This window comes from Pseudomonas chlororaphis subsp. chlororaphis (assembly GCF_003945765.1).
In the GTDB taxonomy this organism is placed as follows: Bacteria; Pseudomonadota; Gammaproteobacteria; order Pseudomonadales; family Pseudomonadaceae; genus Aquipseudomonas; species Aquipseudomonas chlororaphis.
Genome location: NZ_CP027712.1, coordinates 3150734 through 3164739, shown reverse-complemented (window position 1 = coordinate 3164739; position 14006 = coordinate 3150734). Strand labels below are relative to the sequence as shown.

The window sequence follows — 14006 nt, the reverse complement described above, 5'->3', positions numbered from 1 at the left end:
TCCCTGATATTCAGTGGGTGCTCGCTGCCCGGGGGGCATCGAACTGGGTTTTGTACAGCTCGTCGCCAAAGCCCTGGGCCAGTTCCTCGAACTTGACCCGGGCGCCGCCGGCGAAGGGCTGGCGGATTTTCATCACCTGCGCCACGTCGATCTTCTCGTAGGCCGCGAGGATCTCTTTGGCCACGCCATACATCTGCTGATTCTTGACCGAACATTGCTGCACTTGTGTGTCACGCTCGCTCAATTGCGCCGCAAGCCTGGCCCGTTCGGCCTCTTTGGCCCGGGCCATGACCAGCAACTCGTCATAGGCCTTCTTGAACTTACCGATCTGCTCGCTGCTGGCGGCCATCTGCGCCTGGGCCTGGCTGTGCAGGTTCTGCTGCTGGCCGGCCAGTTGCTCGGCGACGCCGCGGGCCTTGGCCAGGTCGGCGCTCAGTTGCTTGATCTGCGCCTGCGCCTGTTTGGCCTGGTTCTCGGCGGCGACCCGGGCGGCGCTGGCCTGGGCCTGTTCGCTCTGCAGGGCCTGCAACTGCTGGGTGGTGCTGCGCAACTGGGTGCGCAAGCGCTCCTCCATGCCTTCGGCGCTGGCCCCGCTGGCCATCAGCACGCCCAGGGTCAACAACAGACCGCGCCCCAACCACAGGCAGCGCCCTGCCCTGGCTCGCGTGTTCATATCGAGACTGTTCATAGCAATGCACCCTTGCGCCCTAGAAGCGCGTGTTGATTTCAAGCTGCAAGACATCGATGTCGAACGGCGCGCCGTACACCGCCTCGGAACTCAGCCAGCGGCCGGTGGCGAAGACGTTCTTGGCCAGGCCGTAGTTGCCGCCGAGGAAATAACCCTTGGCGTTGGTGCCGCCGAGGTGGAACGAGGAATCGTTGAAGCCGTCAGGCAGCGCATCGGGCTGGATGTACTTGTAGCCGGCGAACAGGTTCCAGTCGCCCTGCTTGGCCAGCTCCAGGCTGTTGCCCAGGGTGAACTGCACCATCCAGGCGTTGGCGCCGCTTTCCAGCTCGCCATTGCTGTCCAGGTTGTTGACGATCTGGCCTTCAGAGCGCTTGCGCATCTCGCCTTCGTCGTAGCCCAGGTTGTGGATGTAGTTGGCCTGGCTGCGCAGCTTGAAGTTCTCCGGCAGATCGGCGTCCCACACCAGGTTCAGGTCCAGCAGGTTGAACTCCGAAGCCAGGCCGACGAACTGCGGCTGCGCGGTGGCGGCCGGGTTGAGCGGGTTGGGCGTGATGTCGCGCAACAGGAACACACTGTTGCCCTTCTGCATGAAGGCCACGCGGCTGCCGTCGCTGTCGCAGCCCGGCGCCCCGGCCCAGGGTTCGCAGGCACCGGAGCGCTGGCCCTCGATGTCGTCGAAGCGGTAGTAGGCCAATGCGCCCTTGAGCCGGTGGTTGCCGTTGATCGCCCAGTTGGCGCCGATCTGCGCGCCGTACAGCCATTTGTTGTCGCTCTCTTCCTTGTCGAAGCCGTTGCTGGTGGAGGTGTCGTTGGTGTACTCCACCGGGAACGCACCGACCGTGCCGAACAGGCCCCAATCGCGATTGAGCTTGTGGTTGAAGATCGCCGCCACGCCGTCGAAGTTCAGGTCGTTGGAATACAGCAGGTCGGTGGAGAAGAACGGGTTGGCGATCCGCCCGCCGGTCAGGGTCAGCTCGTCGGTGGCCTTCCAGGTCAGGTAGCCCTGGTCGAGCCAGATGTCCTTCTTGCCGAACCCGCCGCCCAGGGTCTGGGTGGTGGACACCGGGTTGTTGTCCGAGCCGGTGCCGATGCGGATGCCGGCGGTCCAGTCCTCGGCGACCTGGGCCTTCATGCCCAGCCGGGCGCGCAGGCGGAACAGGTTCTCGCGGTCCTCGCGGGTGTTGAGCAAGGGCGGCAGGTTGGAGCTGCTGTTGGGGTTGACGTCGTACGGGCCCTTGTCGTTGAGCTTGGCGAAGTCGACGATTTCGTTGCTGTTGCTGCCCGAGTAGTAGCGCGACTCGTCGCGCAGGCGAATGTCGCCGTCGAAACTGATGCGCGACACCCAGTCCGGGAAGGTGTTGGGCTGGGCCCAGTTTTCCTGCTTGGCGGTGGCCATGACCTCGGCCTTGACCTGGTCGCGGATCTGGTCGCGGACGATGGCCGGCACGTATTGCACCCGTACATCCCCCGGCGTTGCCGCCGGGCCTGCCGCCACCGCGGTGCTGGCCTGGCGCGCCTGCTGCGCTTCGCGCTCGGCCTGGGCGATCAGGCCGTCGGCCTGTTCCTGTTTCAGCACGCCCTGCTGCACCAGCAAACGGATCAGATTGATCGTGGCGTTTTCCGAGGGCGCAGCGGGCGCGGCCGCTACCGGTCCCACCAGGGTCGCGATGACCATGCCGATCGCCAGGGACAATCGATTCACGTTGGAAATCATTTGCACACAGCTCCTTTTGGCAAAACTTGCATCAGTCGTTCGGTTAACCCGGACGCCGCCCCTGCAGGGACAGGCGTACAGGCAGGGTCAGGGAGGCCGGTGGCCGCTCCGTCAAATGCGCCGCGCCGCGCAAGGCGGCCAGCACCTGGGTGTCGATTTGCGGGTTGCCGCTGGACTTGACCAGCTCGACCCGGGTGATCTCGCCGACGGCGCTCAGCCAGACGTCGGTTTGCAGCGAAAAGGCCTGGTTGCGCAGGTCCGGGTTTTCCCGCAGCACGCGCTGGAAGGTGAAGGCCAGGAACTGGCTGTAGGTGCCGTTGCCCAGGCGCCCACCGCCGGAGCCGGCCATGCCGCCGCCCTTGCCGGCGCCGATGTTGAAAGCGTCGCTGCCGGCCTGGGCATCGCCATCCATCTGCATCGGGTTAGCCAGGTCGTCCACCGGCGACGGCGGCGCCTCTTCCTCGGGCTTGACCTGCTCCGGCTCTGGGGTCGGTTCCGGTTCGGGCACCTTCTCCTCGACCGGCGGCTCCGGTTCCTTGGGTTTCTCCGGCGGCGGTGGCGGTGGTGGCGGCAGCGGGATGATGGTCGGCACCTTGGGCGCCTCACGGCGCACGCCGCTCATGTCGTTGGCCCACTGCCAGAGCAGCCAGGCGGCGCCGGCGCCCAGCAGCAGGCCCACGCCCCACTTGAGCAGGCGCGGCGCCGTGCGGTTCTTCACTGGCGGCAACTGGATAGGTTGTTGTGCGGTCATGGCTCAGCCCTGGCTCGGTTTGCCGGTGACCAGCCCGACCTGGGACAGCTCCAGCCGGCGCAACAGGTCCAGGACCTCGATGACCTTCTGGTACTGCACCGTGGCGTCGCCGCGCACGATCACCGGGAAGTCCGGGTTCAGGGCCTTTTCCATGCGCAAGCGTTCTTCCAGCTCCGGCAGCGTCACCGGGTAGGCGTCGAGGAACACCTGGCCGCCGTCGTTGACCGAGATCGCCTTGGTCTTGGCCTCGGACAGCGACACCGAAGCGCTGGCCTTGGGCAGGTTGATCTGGATCCCCGAGACCTGGGCGGTGGCGGTGAGGATGAACATCACCAGCACCACCATCAGCACGTCCACCAGGGGCGTGATGTTGATGCTGTCCACTGGCGCGTCGTCATCGTCGTCGTGGGAGGCGTTCACAGAAGCCATGACGTTTCTCCTCAGGCCGGCACGCTGGCGTTATGAGCCCGCGCGGGCGCGGCTTCACTGGACTGGCTGGCGCCATGCAGCTCGGCCAGGCGGGTGATGAACTCGTCGACGAACACCCGCATGTCGGCGCTGACTTCCTTGTTGCGGGTGATCAGCCGGTTGTAGCCAAACAGCGCCGGGATCGCGACGAACAGGCCCATGGCGGTGGCCAGCAGGGCCGCGGCCATGCCCGGGGCGATGGCGTTGATGTTCACGTCGCCGGCCATGGCCGTGCCGAGGAACACCACCATGATCCCCAGCACCGTGCCCAGCAGGCCGATGTAGGGCCCGCCGGCGATGGCGTTGGACAGGGTCGAGAGCTTGGAACCGAGCTGCTGGTTCTCGCGGGTGCGCACGCCGTCCATGGAGCAGCGGATGGCCTCGATGGTCGCCGCCGAGACCGACGAGGTGTCGGCGCCCTGCTCGCGGCGGGTGCGGATCTCCTGGACCGCCACCTGGTACAGGCGCCACAGCGAGGAATGCTCCAGGCGCTGGGCCAGCTCGCGGTCGTCGGCGAACATTTCCAGGCGGGTGCCGACCCGGGCGAACTGCTCGCGGAACAGCTGGTTGGCACTGCTGACGCGGCCGACCATGCGGCTCTTGCGGATCATGATGATCCACGACTGGAACATCATCAGCACCAGCACCGCGATGATCACCCAGGCGTCCACCGGCACGGCCTTGAGCAAAAAGCCCAGGCTGCCGAAACCGAAGCCCGACTGTTCTTCATCGACGCCGTACACCACCAGCTTCGACTCGGCGCCCTGGGCCGCGGCATCGGCCAGCAGCAGGCCAGCGGGACGGGCCACCTTGGACAGACGCAGCTCGTCGATGGCGCCATTGAACGGCAGGAAGGCACTGGCCTCGGCCTCGGCCGCTGCCCCTGGCGTTGATGCCGGCGGCAAATCGGCGCCGATGGCCAGCGGCGAATTGAACGCCGGCAGCGCCACCGCCAGGCGAGCGCTTTCGCGGCCATTGACCAACAATGCCAACTGGCTGCCCTGGGCGGTCAGGGCCAGGTGCTGCCACTGCCCGGGATTGAGCGGCTGGGTCGACACCGCGCGCTGGCCGTCGACCTCGACAAAAGGCACGCCCTGGTTGACCCCGATCAGCAGGCTGCTGGCTCCCTCACGCCGGGCCAGCAGCAACTGCTCGCCGCTGGCCTGGTCCAGGCGCAGCCAGGCGCTGAAGGTAAAGGCGCCGTCGGCGTTGTGTTGCAGCGACGGGCTGGCCGGCAACAACAGCGGCTGGCCGTTGAACTGCAAGGCCCGGCCGATGACCCCGTCGATGCTCGCGCCGGTGGCGTTCTGCGCATGGTTGCCGTAGGCCGTGGTGTCCTTGGCCGGGGTGCCGTTGGCGCCGTCGAAGTGATAGAGGGCGATGTAGTTCGGGTCGAAGGTCAGCTGGCCGTTGGCGGTCGCCGGGGCCTTCTGGTTGCCGTAGTACATCCAGATGTCCTGGCGCTGGCCGCCCTCCACGTTCGGCACATCGACCCAGACCAGAGCCATGCCCATCAGCGGGTCGAAGCTTTCGATCTGGTGGTTGAACACGGTCTTGTCATCGGCGCTGACGAAGCGCAGGTCGGAGCCGTCTTCCTTGACCCCGTCGAAGCTGAAATTGCCGGTGTGCAGGCGCACCAGTAGCGCGGTGCGGCCCAGGGCCTGGTTGATGGCCGCGCCTTGCGGCGTGGTGTCGATCGAGATTTGCTTGCGGTAGTGCCAGTCGTCCTGCCACCACGCCTGGGCGGTCGCCGGGAGCACCAAGCCCAGGCAGATCAACAGGGAAATCAGTAAGCGCTGCATGAAAGTTACTCCGTGAAAGATCAAAACGTCGCCTGCACACTGAAGTGCACGCGCGAGTCCTGTTTCTGGGTGTTCGGTCCATCAAGCAGCGGGTAACCCCAGTCCAGGCTGCCGGAAAGCCATTTGCTCAAGCTGGCGCGGGTGCCCAGGCCGACGCTGGCCAGGCTGTAGTCGGCCTCCTGGTCGGGAAGCTCGTCGCGCAGGTACATCCGCGCGCCTTCGGCGAAGGCATAGAAGCGCCATTCGTTGACATAACCGCCCAGGTACTTGGCCAGGGACGGCGTGCGCAACTCCTGGGAAAACAGGTAGCCGTCGTCGCTGGTGCGCTCGGCCGCCAGGTAGCCGCGCACCGAGGTGGCGCCGCCGGCGGAGAACTGCTCGTTGGACACCAGCGGCCCCGAGGCCAGCTGGAAGGCGGCCTTGGACCCGGTCTGCCAGTCGTTGGCGAAGGTGTAGGTGTAATTCAGGTCGCCCTTGAGCACGGCGAAACTGGGGTTGGCGCGGTAGCGCTTGTAGTCGAAGTCTTCGTCCGAGCTGCCATAGCCGAACAGGCTGCGGGTGCCGGCCACCAGGCTCAGGCCGAGGCCCAGCTGGGAGGTCTCGGTGTAGCGGAAACCGTTGTAGGCGAAGGTGAACGGCGCGTACTTGAGCGGCACCTTGTCGCTGTCGCCGCCCAGGCTCAGCTCCTCCTCGAAGTCCTTGAAATCCACCCCGACCGAGAACGAATTGGCCCAGCTGCCGCTGGCCGGCAGGCTGTAGATCAGCGACAGGCCGTAGGAATGCCCCTTGCCCAGCACGTTGCTGCCGCCAATGGTGGCGACGTTGCTGTCGGACTGGTAGCCGGCGAACTGCAGGCTCCAGCGCTCGTTGAGCGGCGCGGTGTAGGAACCGGACCAGACCTTGGCGTTGTCCTGGTCCTCGGGCGCGGTGAAATAGGTCAGGGAAATGCTGTGGCCCAGTTGCCAGAGGTTGTTGTAGCCCAGGCTGGTGACCGCCCGCAGGTGCTTGGTGTCGGCGCTGTAGTCATTGTTCAGGCCGACGCTGGCCTGCCACGGGTTCTGGTCTTCCACCTGCAGGTCGACGTCCATGGTGCCGGGGCGCTGGCCTTCGCGGACCAGCGGCATGACCTGGCGCCCGGGGGTCTTGTTCAGGCTCGCCAGCTGGCCCTGGACCTTGGCGAAGTCCGGCACCTTGCCTTCCTGCAGCGCCGGCACCTCGTCGCGGATTTCCACCGGCGAATAATGCTTGGCCCCCACCACCCGCACCCGCCCGACCTTGGTCTCGCTGACCTGCAGGTAGACGATGCCGTCCTCGACCTTCTGCTCCGGCAGCTCAACGAACACCGACTGGTAGCCGCGGGCCTGGTAGACCTTCTGCAAGGCGTCGCGGGCGCCCTCGATATCGCTCAGGGCTTTCTGCGGGCCGAGGAAGGGATACACCGCTTCTTCGATGGCCCGGGCATCGAGCACGGTGTTGCCGCGCACGAAGTACTCATTCACATCCACCAGCCGCGCGGGCGCGGCCTCGCCTGGCGCCGCGCTGCCTTGCACCGGTTCGCCTGCCACCGGGCCGCCCTCCTCGGCCAACAACGGCTGACTCAGCGCGACCAGCGCCAGCCAGCCGCACACCGGCAGCCAGCGCCTGGTCGGCCCCAGCCGCCCCCTATCGAACAGATGCTCCACACCGCCCCCTAGATTTCCAAGAATGTCCAACCGCGTCGAAACCGCCGTCGCCGTCTGTACGGCGTTTGGCCGCCTCAATTGCTCAAGGTCGATGTCGTGGCGTGCTTGGCCAGCCAGCTGTGCAGCAACGCGAAGTTCAACGAGAACTCGGGCATTTGCAGCAAGGCGCCACAGAACACTTCACCGATGATTTTCTGGATCAGCAGCACCGCCCGCGCGTCGTTCAACAGCGTGGCGATATCGCGGCTCAGCACGCCGAGGCTCCAGACCTTGTGGTTCAGGTCCAGGCCGACGAACCAGCGAAACAGCAGGTTGTAATTGAGCTGCTCGTACAACTGCTGCTCGCCGGGCACCGAGTACAAGAGCTGCAACAGCAGGATGTGCATCACCGTGCGTGGGGCGATAAGCATGCCGGGCTCGGCATCCAGGCCCTGGAGAATGTCGCGGTGCTGGTCGAGCAAGGCGTCGATCTGCGGGCGCAGCAACACCAGCGAATGGCCCGGCGGGATGTAGCTCGACACCTCCTTCAAGGCGCCCTGCCAGTCATCCTGGGAAACGATCCAGACCCACGGCGCCCCGTAGCGATAGACCGATACCGGCTTCTTGCGCGCGGCCTCGACTATCTTCGACAGCCGCTGGTCCAGCTCCTGCATGCCCACTTTCGCGTAGCGTTCCATAGTCCCCATCACCTCACTCCCGGCGTCCCGCCTCGGCTCAGAACAGTGGCCAGAAGGCCCCCTCAAGCGCGTCACATATCCATGACGGGACTGGCGAAGTGCTACCGAACTTTTGTCACAAAAGCTTCATTCACCCCAGGAAGGTTCGGCCAGGACAGGCCTGAGGGCGCCAGGGTCCTCGGCTCGGAAATATGGAGTGGAAAGGTGGTGGCGCGGTGAACGCCACACAGTCGGCATGCGAGAATGTCGATCCCTCAACCAGGCTATTGCCGACAAGGACACACCCATGACAGACCTCAGGCCCACGGAACCCGGAACTGTCGACGCCATCGCCTACCAGCGGGCCTCCTCGGCCTTGCAGCGAGCATTTGCCTTGCTGCAGCAACGCGTCTATCCCGAGCCGGACGCGCCTGAAGACGCCGAAGACGCCCCGCTGCACGCTCCCGTGTTCGACACCTTCTCGTTCTACATCTGCGCACCCGACCGGGTGCTCAGCTACGCCGCTGTCGCCATGAAAACGATCGAGCATGCCGGCCACACATTCGACATCGCCGGGCTCAGCTGCGTCATGACCGATCCCGCTTGCCAGGGACAAGGCCTGGGCCTGAGGACCGTCGCCGCGGCTACGCGCTGCATGGAACACAGCAACCTCGATATCGGCGTCTTCACCTGCGACCCACCGCTGGCGCGCTTTTATGCCCGGGCAGGCGGCTGGCCCATTGCGCCCGATATAGTGCTGATCGGCAATCGGCACGAAATGGCGTTACGCAGCGATACGCTGGGTAAAGTCGTTCTGTTGCGCCTGTTTTCACCCAAGGCAATCGCCGCGGCGTCTGCATTGACCAGCGGGACCATCGATCTCGACCTTCCGGATGGACAGTTTTTATAGGGACCGTGTCGGTGAGAGGGGCATTCCACGGCTGAATAACGACCGGCTATGTCGGAAGGTGCTGGGCTTCATGGCATTTTCTCGCAAGCTTCGGCCGTTGAGCGGCCAAGCCCAAAGGCCCCCATGCCCGACAAAAAAACGCCGGACCGATGCAATCCCCGTAGCCGCTGCCGCAGGCTGCGATCGGCCGGAACGGCCGCGACGGTTTCATAAACGCCGAAGATCATCTACACGATTTGTACAAAACCCCGGCTTGCCTGCCCCCGGGCCCGCGCTTATAGTCCGCCGGTCGCCCAGATGGCGATTCGGGTTTGGCGACCTGACAGTAGAGAATGCGCAAGCTGATGGCTTTTTTGCAGCCGTCCGCTCGTCCGCAGAGTCGCGTTATGGCGGCTGTGCGCGGGAGACCTCCGGGTCTGCCGGTTTTCTCTACTGCCGGTTCGCCAACCTGCGTACAGCTGTCACCCTTTCGTTTGGCGACGATTGAGTGATGACCTCAGCAATCAAGTAGAGAGTCTGATCATGGATCGATACATGCCCATCACGGGCCACGACTGCAACATCCCTTCCTTGCTTATAGATACCCAAGCGCCTATCGACGTGCTGCACGATGCGGCCGCTTATCGCATACGCGCGGTGACCCAACTACTGGAAAGTTTTTCGGTAGCGGATGCCCCTAGACACGAACCTGTTCTGCTTCAGGAACTGACGCTGGTTTGCAGCATCATGCTGCGCGATGGGTGTGATTTGATGGATGTGGCTGGGAGAAAATTACAAGAAGGGCTTTCAGCTTAAGTAGTAGTGGGCGGCGTTAGGCCGCCCATTTATTTAATCCATTAGATAGTTGAACGTACAACCGACTACTCTTCGTCCCAGAAATCCCCGGGCGGCGCATACTCACCATCTTTCAAGATCACACACCAGCCAAAAATCCTGTAAAACATCTCAAGATATATAACCTGATAAACATCAAGCTCAACTTCTTTCAGAGTTATCCGGCCGAATGCGTAGTGCGTATACTGCCCCCCAACTCCTGCAATAGCTCTTAATTCTAATTCCTTACGATCCCACTCAGAAACAATTCCCGAAACCTCAGGCATAGGATCAAGAAAAGAAACCTCAAACTCTTTAGACACTTTGCACAAACAAGGAATTAACTTCTGCCCAAGTAAAGCATCAGTAGCTAGATTCTTAGGAAATCTAATATTCAATTTCATTTCAAAGCACTCCTAGGAACGACAACCTCACCCGTAAAATTCTTTTCAAAGGTAGTAACAGGACTAAAATATTGACTACCGTGCGAATCACGAATTGCAACAACAGAAACACCATTCCTAGTTGTAACCCCATCTACTACAACAAAGTGAGAGAAGCCAGATCCTCCAGTTTTGTCAACCACCTGAACAACCACTGGAGTTCCGTCTGAAGTGTATCTGGCCAAGTCAGCAACATTTCTGCTCCTAAAGGCACTTGCGGGAACGCCTTCAGACTTCATGAGGCTAGCAACATCCTGAGGAAAAATACCGTCTTTAGAAGGTGCAAGTTTCTGAATAAGGCTCTCCACATCAACCTTTTTCCCATCGTATCCAAAACCATTCCACAAGAGTTATGACCACATGTAGGTATTGGTCCTTGGTTCAGAACCAAACGATCACCATCTCGTGATATCGAATCAGCAAGGAGTGGGTTTTTAGGGCCTGCACCAGCAGCTTCTCCGGCAACCACGGTTCCTTTTGCACCGAGGCTATCGCCCTTATGTCACAGGCCTAAAATCATCAATCGTCTTGTTTTTCTCTTTCAATAGAGACGCAACGAAACCGGGATTGAAAACCATCAAGAATTCAATAGCATCATAAATTTTCCAGCGATGTATTTCGGGATGATCAATTATGGCGACAAGGTGCTTTTCAACAAGAGGCACATACTCTGAGTAGTTTTCACTACTCGCGAAATCAAAAATTTTGGCTATTTCAAACGGTTCACTACTCGCCAAAGCAATGATTTTCGATAGGAGGGAATAGATCTGGACTCTCGCAGCCTCGATATCTCCACGATCAGCCACGTTGGCAAAATACCGAGTCACAGCCAAGAGTATTTGGTGATAAGTGTCGTCGTATCCGTGTAGTCGATGGAAATAGACTCCTTCGATGCCTCCAGGTTTGTCCATTCTCCCCTCCAAGGCAATCAACCCTTCATGGATGCCCCAACTGGTCAGTAACTTCGCAGCCAAGAAGTGCTCCTCATCGTTATTCGCATGACGAAGCAAATCCAGCACGGCGTCAACTCTATCCTGTGGAATATCCTCTGGATCCAAATCTCCTGCACTCACGGCATAATCCGCATGTTCTGGAATGTGATTCAAAAGTTCGTATGTTTTCGGCTCCATAAAAAACCTATTTTTTTACCGTTTTAATATAGTCGGCCGGCACACAGCCCTTGATCAAACACTCACCATCGCGCGTAGCGTTCCCCAAATCTCTCTCCGCGTTAATCAACGAATCTTTGTTATTTCGAGATGGGTTGTTTGTATACCTTGCACGAGCCGCATCCACTTTCGATTGCAATTCTGCTGCCACCTGTTGATTCGTCAAAAACTTGGTATCTGGAAGTACACCGGAATCAATGTCCTTCTGCAAGCGCTTTACGTCGATCTCAATTTTATCGGTGCCATAATTTTTCGGATTCGACGTTGCACTTGGATCAGTAACAGATATATACGGCGAATTCTCAGGGTTACCACCACGCACGTGCGTTTGGACGCTGCCAGTCCCATTGATGTTGGGTGGAACCAAATCGCCGTTTTCATTGATATACGCTTTGGGTTTGCCGTTTCCGTTGACTGTTGCGCTGAAATCGTTATCGCTGCGCACACTGCTGCTCGCCGGGCACCGAATACAGCAGCTGCAACAGCAGGATGTGCATCACCGTGCGTGGGGCGATAAGCGTGCCGGGCTCGGCATCCAGGCCCTGGAGAATGTCGCGGTGCTGGTCGAGCAAGGCGTCGATCTGCGGACGCAGCAACACCAGCGAATGGCCCGGCGGGATATAGCTCGACACCTCCTTCAAGGCGCTCTGCCAGTCATCCTGGGAAACGATCCAGACCCACGGCGCCCCGTAGCGATAGACCGACACCGGCTTCTTGCGCGCGGCTTCGACGATCTTCGACAGCCGCTGGTCCAGCTCCTGCATGCCCACTTTCGCGTAGCGTTCCATAGTCCCCATCACCTCACTCCCGGCGTCCCGCCTCGGCTCAGAACAGTGGCCAGAAGGCCCCCTCAAGCGCGTCACATATCCATGACGGGACTGGCGAAGTGCTACCGAACTTTTGTCACAAAGCTTCATTCACTCCAGGAAGGTTCGGCCAGGACAGGTCTGAGGGCGCCAGGGCGCCTGGCCCGGAAATATGGAGTGGAAAGGTGGGGAGCGGTGGCGCGGTGAATGCCAGGTGGCCGGCATGCGAGAATATCGATCCTCAACCAGGCTATTTCAGACAAGGACACCCCCATGACAGACCTCAGGCCCACGGAACCCGGGACTGTCGACGCCATCGCCTACAAACGGGCCTCCTCGGTCTTGCAGCGAGAATTTGCCTTGCTGCAGCGGCGCGTCTATCCCGAGCCGGACGAGCCTGAAGACGCCGAAGCCGCCCCGCTGCACGCTCCCGTGTTCGACACCTTCTCGTTCTACATCCGCGCACCCGACCGGGTGCTCAGCTACGCCGCTGTCGCCATGAAGACGATCGAGCATGCCGGCCACACATTCGAGATCGCCGGGCTCAGCTGCGTCATGACCGATCCCGCTTGCCAGGGACAAGGCCTGGGCCTGAGGACCGTCGCCGCGGCTACGCGCTGCATGGAACACAGCAATCTCGATATCGGCGTCTTCACCTGCGACCCACCGCTGGCGCGTTTCTATGCCCGGGCAGGCGGCTGGCCCATTGCGCCCGACGTAGTGCTGATCGGCAATCGACACGAAATGGCGTTACGCAGCGATACGCTGGGCAAAGTCGTTCTGTTGCGCCTGTTTTCACCCAAGGCAATCGCGGCAGCCTCTGTATTGACCCACGGGGTCATCGACCTCGCCCTGCCGGATGGGCAGTTTTTGTAGTGACAGGGCTGGGGTGATGGGCAGGCCGCTGCTGCGCAGCAGGCATCGAGCGCGATCCCCCGTAGCCGCTGCCGCAGGCTGCGATCGGCCGGAACGGCCGCGACGTCGTCATGCCTTGAGAAGGACTAGATCAAACAGAACTGCCTGCTGCGTTGATAACCAGAAAAGCCTTACAAGCGGCGGTGAACTCGCCTTATTCCCGCCCAGCACAGGCCGGTTTACCTTCGACTAGTCGCCCAAATGGCGACCGGGTTTGGCGACCTGACACCAGAACTGATGCAAAACCTCCTGCTTGCAGGTACTTTTGCATCCGCACGACCGCTTGATGACGGCTGTGCGTGGGAGATCTTCGGGTCTGCCGGCTTTACTTCTGGTGTCGGTTCGCCAACCTGCGTACAGCCGTCACCCTTTTCGTTTGGCGACGATGGGGTGACAGCTCAGATAATCAACCAGAGGTGAGTTTATGAACCGTTACGTGCCAATTACCGGCCACGACTGCAACATCCCTTCCTTGCTTATAGATACCCAAGCGCCTATCGATGTGCTGCACGATGCGGCCGCTTATCGCATACGCGCAGTGACCCAACTACTGGAAAGTTTTTCGGTAGCGGATGCCCCTCGACACGAACCTGTTCTGCTTCAGGAACTGACGCTGGTTTGCAGCATCATGCTGCGCGATGGGTGTGATTTGATGGATGTGCTGGGACGCAGACTGTAAATGCAACTCCAGCAGTAGAACTTTGGCGTCACTGCAGTCAATGGCAGGCATCAGCTAGCGGTACACGCTATTGCCTGCCATTCAAAGAGAAGCCAATAAGAATTCAGGATGCACAGACATCAAAAACGAATCTCTTAAGGCTCTCTATTCATCTTGAGCGAGGAAATATCCCCGGCGTGCCCGGGGATATTTTTAGTCAAGCAACTCATGCCTGAGCAAATAAAACTCTGTACTTAATAACGACTTTATCTCTTCAGAACGTAGTGTCATATCTACATAGAGCAAAACCGGATACTCAGAGAAAATTTGCTCAACAGGCTCTCCATCAAAAGGATCAACATTTCTTTTCAGAACAAAGCTTTCCTCCCCCTTATCACCAAACTTATAGTAGTCCCCTCCTTGATATGAGCTCTCTCTCTCCTCAAAAGAAAAACCTAACCTTTCCTCAATCTTTGATCTAGCCTCCAAAACAGACAGACTCTTGAAACCATACAAATCATAAGCAGTCAT

Annotated in this window: 16 protein-coding genes and 1 pseudogene; 4 read left to right on the top strand and 13 right to left on the bottom strand. The window is 60.6% G+C overall.

All coding sequences use genetic code 11. From position 1 onward, the window contains the following. Positions 1–10 precede the first annotated feature (10 nt). The 7 genes from C4K27_RS14580 to C4K27_RS14550 all read right to left on the bottom strand — a co-directional run bounded on the left by C4K27_RS14580 (position 11) and on the right by C4K27_RS14550 (position 7791). Positions 11–673: a hypothetical protein gene (locus C4K27_RS14580; RefSeq protein ID WP_053260996.1), complete on the bottom strand. Its 663-nt coding sequence runs from the start codon at positions 671–673 to the stop codon at positions 11–13. Between the two features lie 34 nt (positions 674–707). Further along, entirely contained in the window at positions 708–2402 is a 1695-nt protein-coding gene (locus tag C4K27_RS14575; protein WP_053260995.1) for a putative porin, read from the bottom strand. 43 nt (positions 2403–2445) lie between these two features. After that, positions 2446–3153 carry an energy transducer TonB family protein gene (locus C4K27_RS14570; protein WP_053260994.1) on the bottom strand — a complete coding sequence of 236 codons (708 nt, stop codon included), beginning with the start codon at positions 3151–3153 and terminating at the stop codon, positions 2446–2448. A gap of 3 nt (positions 3154–3156) precedes the next feature. Continuing rightward, a complete protein-coding gene (locus tag C4K27_RS14565) occupies positions 3157–3582 on the bottom strand; it encodes an ExbD/TolR family protein (protein WP_007928991.1) in 426 nt (141 codons plus the stop codon). 11 nt (positions 3583–3593) lie between these two features. After that, entirely contained in the window at positions 3594–5423 is a 1830-nt protein-coding gene (locus tag C4K27_RS14560; protein WP_053260993.1) for a DUF2341 domain-containing protein, read from the bottom strand. Between the two features lie 20 nt (positions 5424–5443). Then, complete coding sequence (locus C4K27_RS14555) at positions 5444–7057, bottom strand: ShlB/FhaC/HecB family hemolysin secretion/activation protein (RefSeq protein ID WP_394325645.1); 1614 nt, start codon at positions 7055–7057, stop codon at positions 5444–5446. 122 nt (positions 7058–7179) lie between these two features. After that, a complete protein-coding gene (locus C4K27_RS14550) occupies positions 7180–7791 on the bottom strand; it encodes a transposase (protein WP_007928988.1) in 612 nt (203 codons plus the stop codon). A gap of 277 nt (positions 7792–8068) precedes the next feature. Here C4K27_RS14550 and C4K27_RS14545 point away from each other — a divergent pair, with 277 nt between their 5' ends. Together C4K27_RS14545 and C4K27_RS14535 are read left to right on the top strand one after the other, a co-directional pair. After that, positions 8069–8671, top strand: coding sequence for a GNAT family N-acetyltransferase (locus C4K27_RS14545; RefSeq protein ID WP_053260992.1), 603 nt, complete (start codon positions 8069–8071; stop codon positions 8669–8671). A gap of 522 nt (positions 8672–9193) precedes the next feature. Further along, positions 9194–9466, top strand: coding sequence for a hypothetical protein (locus C4K27_RS14535; protein WP_053260991.1), 273 nt, complete (start codon positions 9194–9196; stop codon positions 9464–9466). 65 nt (positions 9467–9531) lie between these two features. Here C4K27_RS14535 and C4K27_RS14530 read toward each other — a convergent pair whose 3' ends face one another. The 5 genes and pseudogenes from C4K27_RS14530 to C4K27_RS31745 all read right to left on the bottom strand — a co-directional run. Then, on the bottom strand, positions 9532–9888 hold the full coding sequence (locus C4K27_RS14530; RefSeq protein WP_053260990.1) for a hypothetical protein: 357 nt from the start codon (positions 9886–9888) through the stop codon (positions 9532–9534). Next, complete coding sequence (locus C4K27_RS14525) at positions 9885–10274, bottom strand: cysteine peptidase family C39 domain-containing protein (protein WP_081002276.1); 390 nt, start codon at positions 10272–10274, stop codon at positions 9885–9887. The genes C4K27_RS14530 and C4K27_RS14525 overlap by 4 nt, the downstream gene beginning before the upstream one ends. 150 nt (positions 10275–10424) lie before the next feature. Beyond that, positions 10425–11057, bottom strand: a complete 633-nt coding sequence (locus C4K27_RS14520; RefSeq protein WP_053260989.1) for a hypothetical protein — start codon at positions 11055–11057, stop codon at positions 10425–10427. Between the two features lie 7 nt (positions 11058–11064). Then, positions 11065–11541: a hypothetical protein gene (locus C4K27_RS31465; RefSeq protein ID WP_238437343.1), complete on the bottom strand. Its 477-nt coding sequence runs from the start codon at positions 11539–11541 to the stop codon at positions 11065–11067. Positions 11542–11661: 120 nt separating this feature from the next. After that, positions 11662–11884 (bottom strand): annotated as a pseudogene (locus C4K27_RS31745) (transposase); the annotation flags it as partial. Positions 11885–12175: 291 nt separating this feature from the next. Here C4K27_RS31745 and C4K27_RS14500 point away from each other — a divergent pair. Then, entirely contained in the window at positions 12176–12778 is a 603-nt protein-coding gene (locus C4K27_RS14500) for a GNAT family N-acetyltransferase (protein WP_053261578.1), read from the top strand. A 463-nt stretch (positions 12779–13241) separates the two neighbouring features. Continuing rightward, positions 13242–13496: a hypothetical protein gene (locus C4K27_RS14495; protein ID WP_081002275.1), complete on the top strand. Its 255-nt coding sequence runs from the start codon at positions 13242–13244 to the stop codon at positions 13494–13496. Positions 13497–13688: 192 nt separating this feature from the next. Here C4K27_RS14495 and C4K27_RS14490 read toward each other — a convergent pair whose 3' ends face one another. Then, on the bottom strand, positions 13689–14006 hold the full coding sequence (locus tag C4K27_RS14490) for a hypothetical protein (RefSeq protein WP_053260987.1): 318 nt from the start codon (positions 14004–14006) through the stop codon (positions 13689–13691).

What these genes read in the sequence shown, in the direction of transcription:
- C4K27_RS14580 (WP_053260996.1), bottom strand. Translation starts at nt 673, where the DNA reads ATGAACACGCGAGCCAGGGCAGGGCGCTGCCTGTGGTTGGGGCGCGGT.
- C4K27_RS14575 (WP_053260995.1), bottom strand. Translation starts at nt 2,402, where the DNA reads ATGATTTCCAACGTGAATCGATTGTCCCTGGCGATCGGCATGGTCATC.
- C4K27_RS14570 (WP_053260994.1), bottom strand. Translation starts at nt 3,153, where the DNA reads ATGACCGCACAACAACCTATCCAGTTGCCGCCAGTGAAGAACCGCACG.
- C4K27_RS14565 (WP_007928991.1), bottom strand. Translation starts at nt 3,582, where the DNA reads ATGGCTTCTGTGAACGCCTCCCACGACGACGATGACGACGCGCCAGTG.
- C4K27_RS14560 (WP_053260993.1), bottom strand. Translation starts at nt 5,423, where the DNA reads ATGCAGCGCTTACTGATTTCCCTGTTGATCTGCCTGGGCTTGGTGCTC.
- C4K27_RS14550 (WP_007928988.1), bottom strand. Translation starts at nt 7,791, where the DNA reads ATGGGGACTATGGAACGCTACGCGAAAGTGGGCATGCAGGAGCTGGAC.
- C4K27_RS14545 (WP_053260992.1), top strand. Translation starts at nt 8,069, where the DNA reads ATGACAGACCTCAGGCCCACGGAACCCGGAACTGTCGACGCCATCGCC.
- C4K27_RS14535 (WP_053260991.1), top strand. Translation starts at nt 9,194, where the DNA reads ATGGATCGATACATGCCCATCACGGGCCACGACTGCAACATCCCTTCC.
- C4K27_RS14530 (WP_053260990.1), bottom strand. Translation starts at nt 9,888, where the DNA reads ATGAAATTGAATATTAGATTTCCTAAGAATCTAGCTACTGATGCTTTA.
- C4K27_RS14520 (WP_053260989.1), bottom strand. Translation starts at nt 11,057, where the DNA reads ATGGAGCCGAAAACATACGAACTTTTGAATCACATTCCAGAACATGCG.
- C4K27_RS14500 (WP_053261578.1), top strand. Translation starts at nt 12,176, where the DNA reads ATGACAGACCTCAGGCCCACGGAACCCGGGACTGTCGACGCCATCGCC.
- C4K27_RS14495 (WP_081002275.1), top strand. Translation starts at nt 13,242, where the DNA reads ATGAACCGTTACGTGCCAATTACCGGCCACGACTGCAACATCCCTTCC.
- C4K27_RS14490 (WP_053260987.1), bottom strand. Translation starts at nt 14,006, where the DNA reads ATGACTGCTTATGATTTGTATGGTTTCAAGAGTCTGTCTGTTTTGGAG.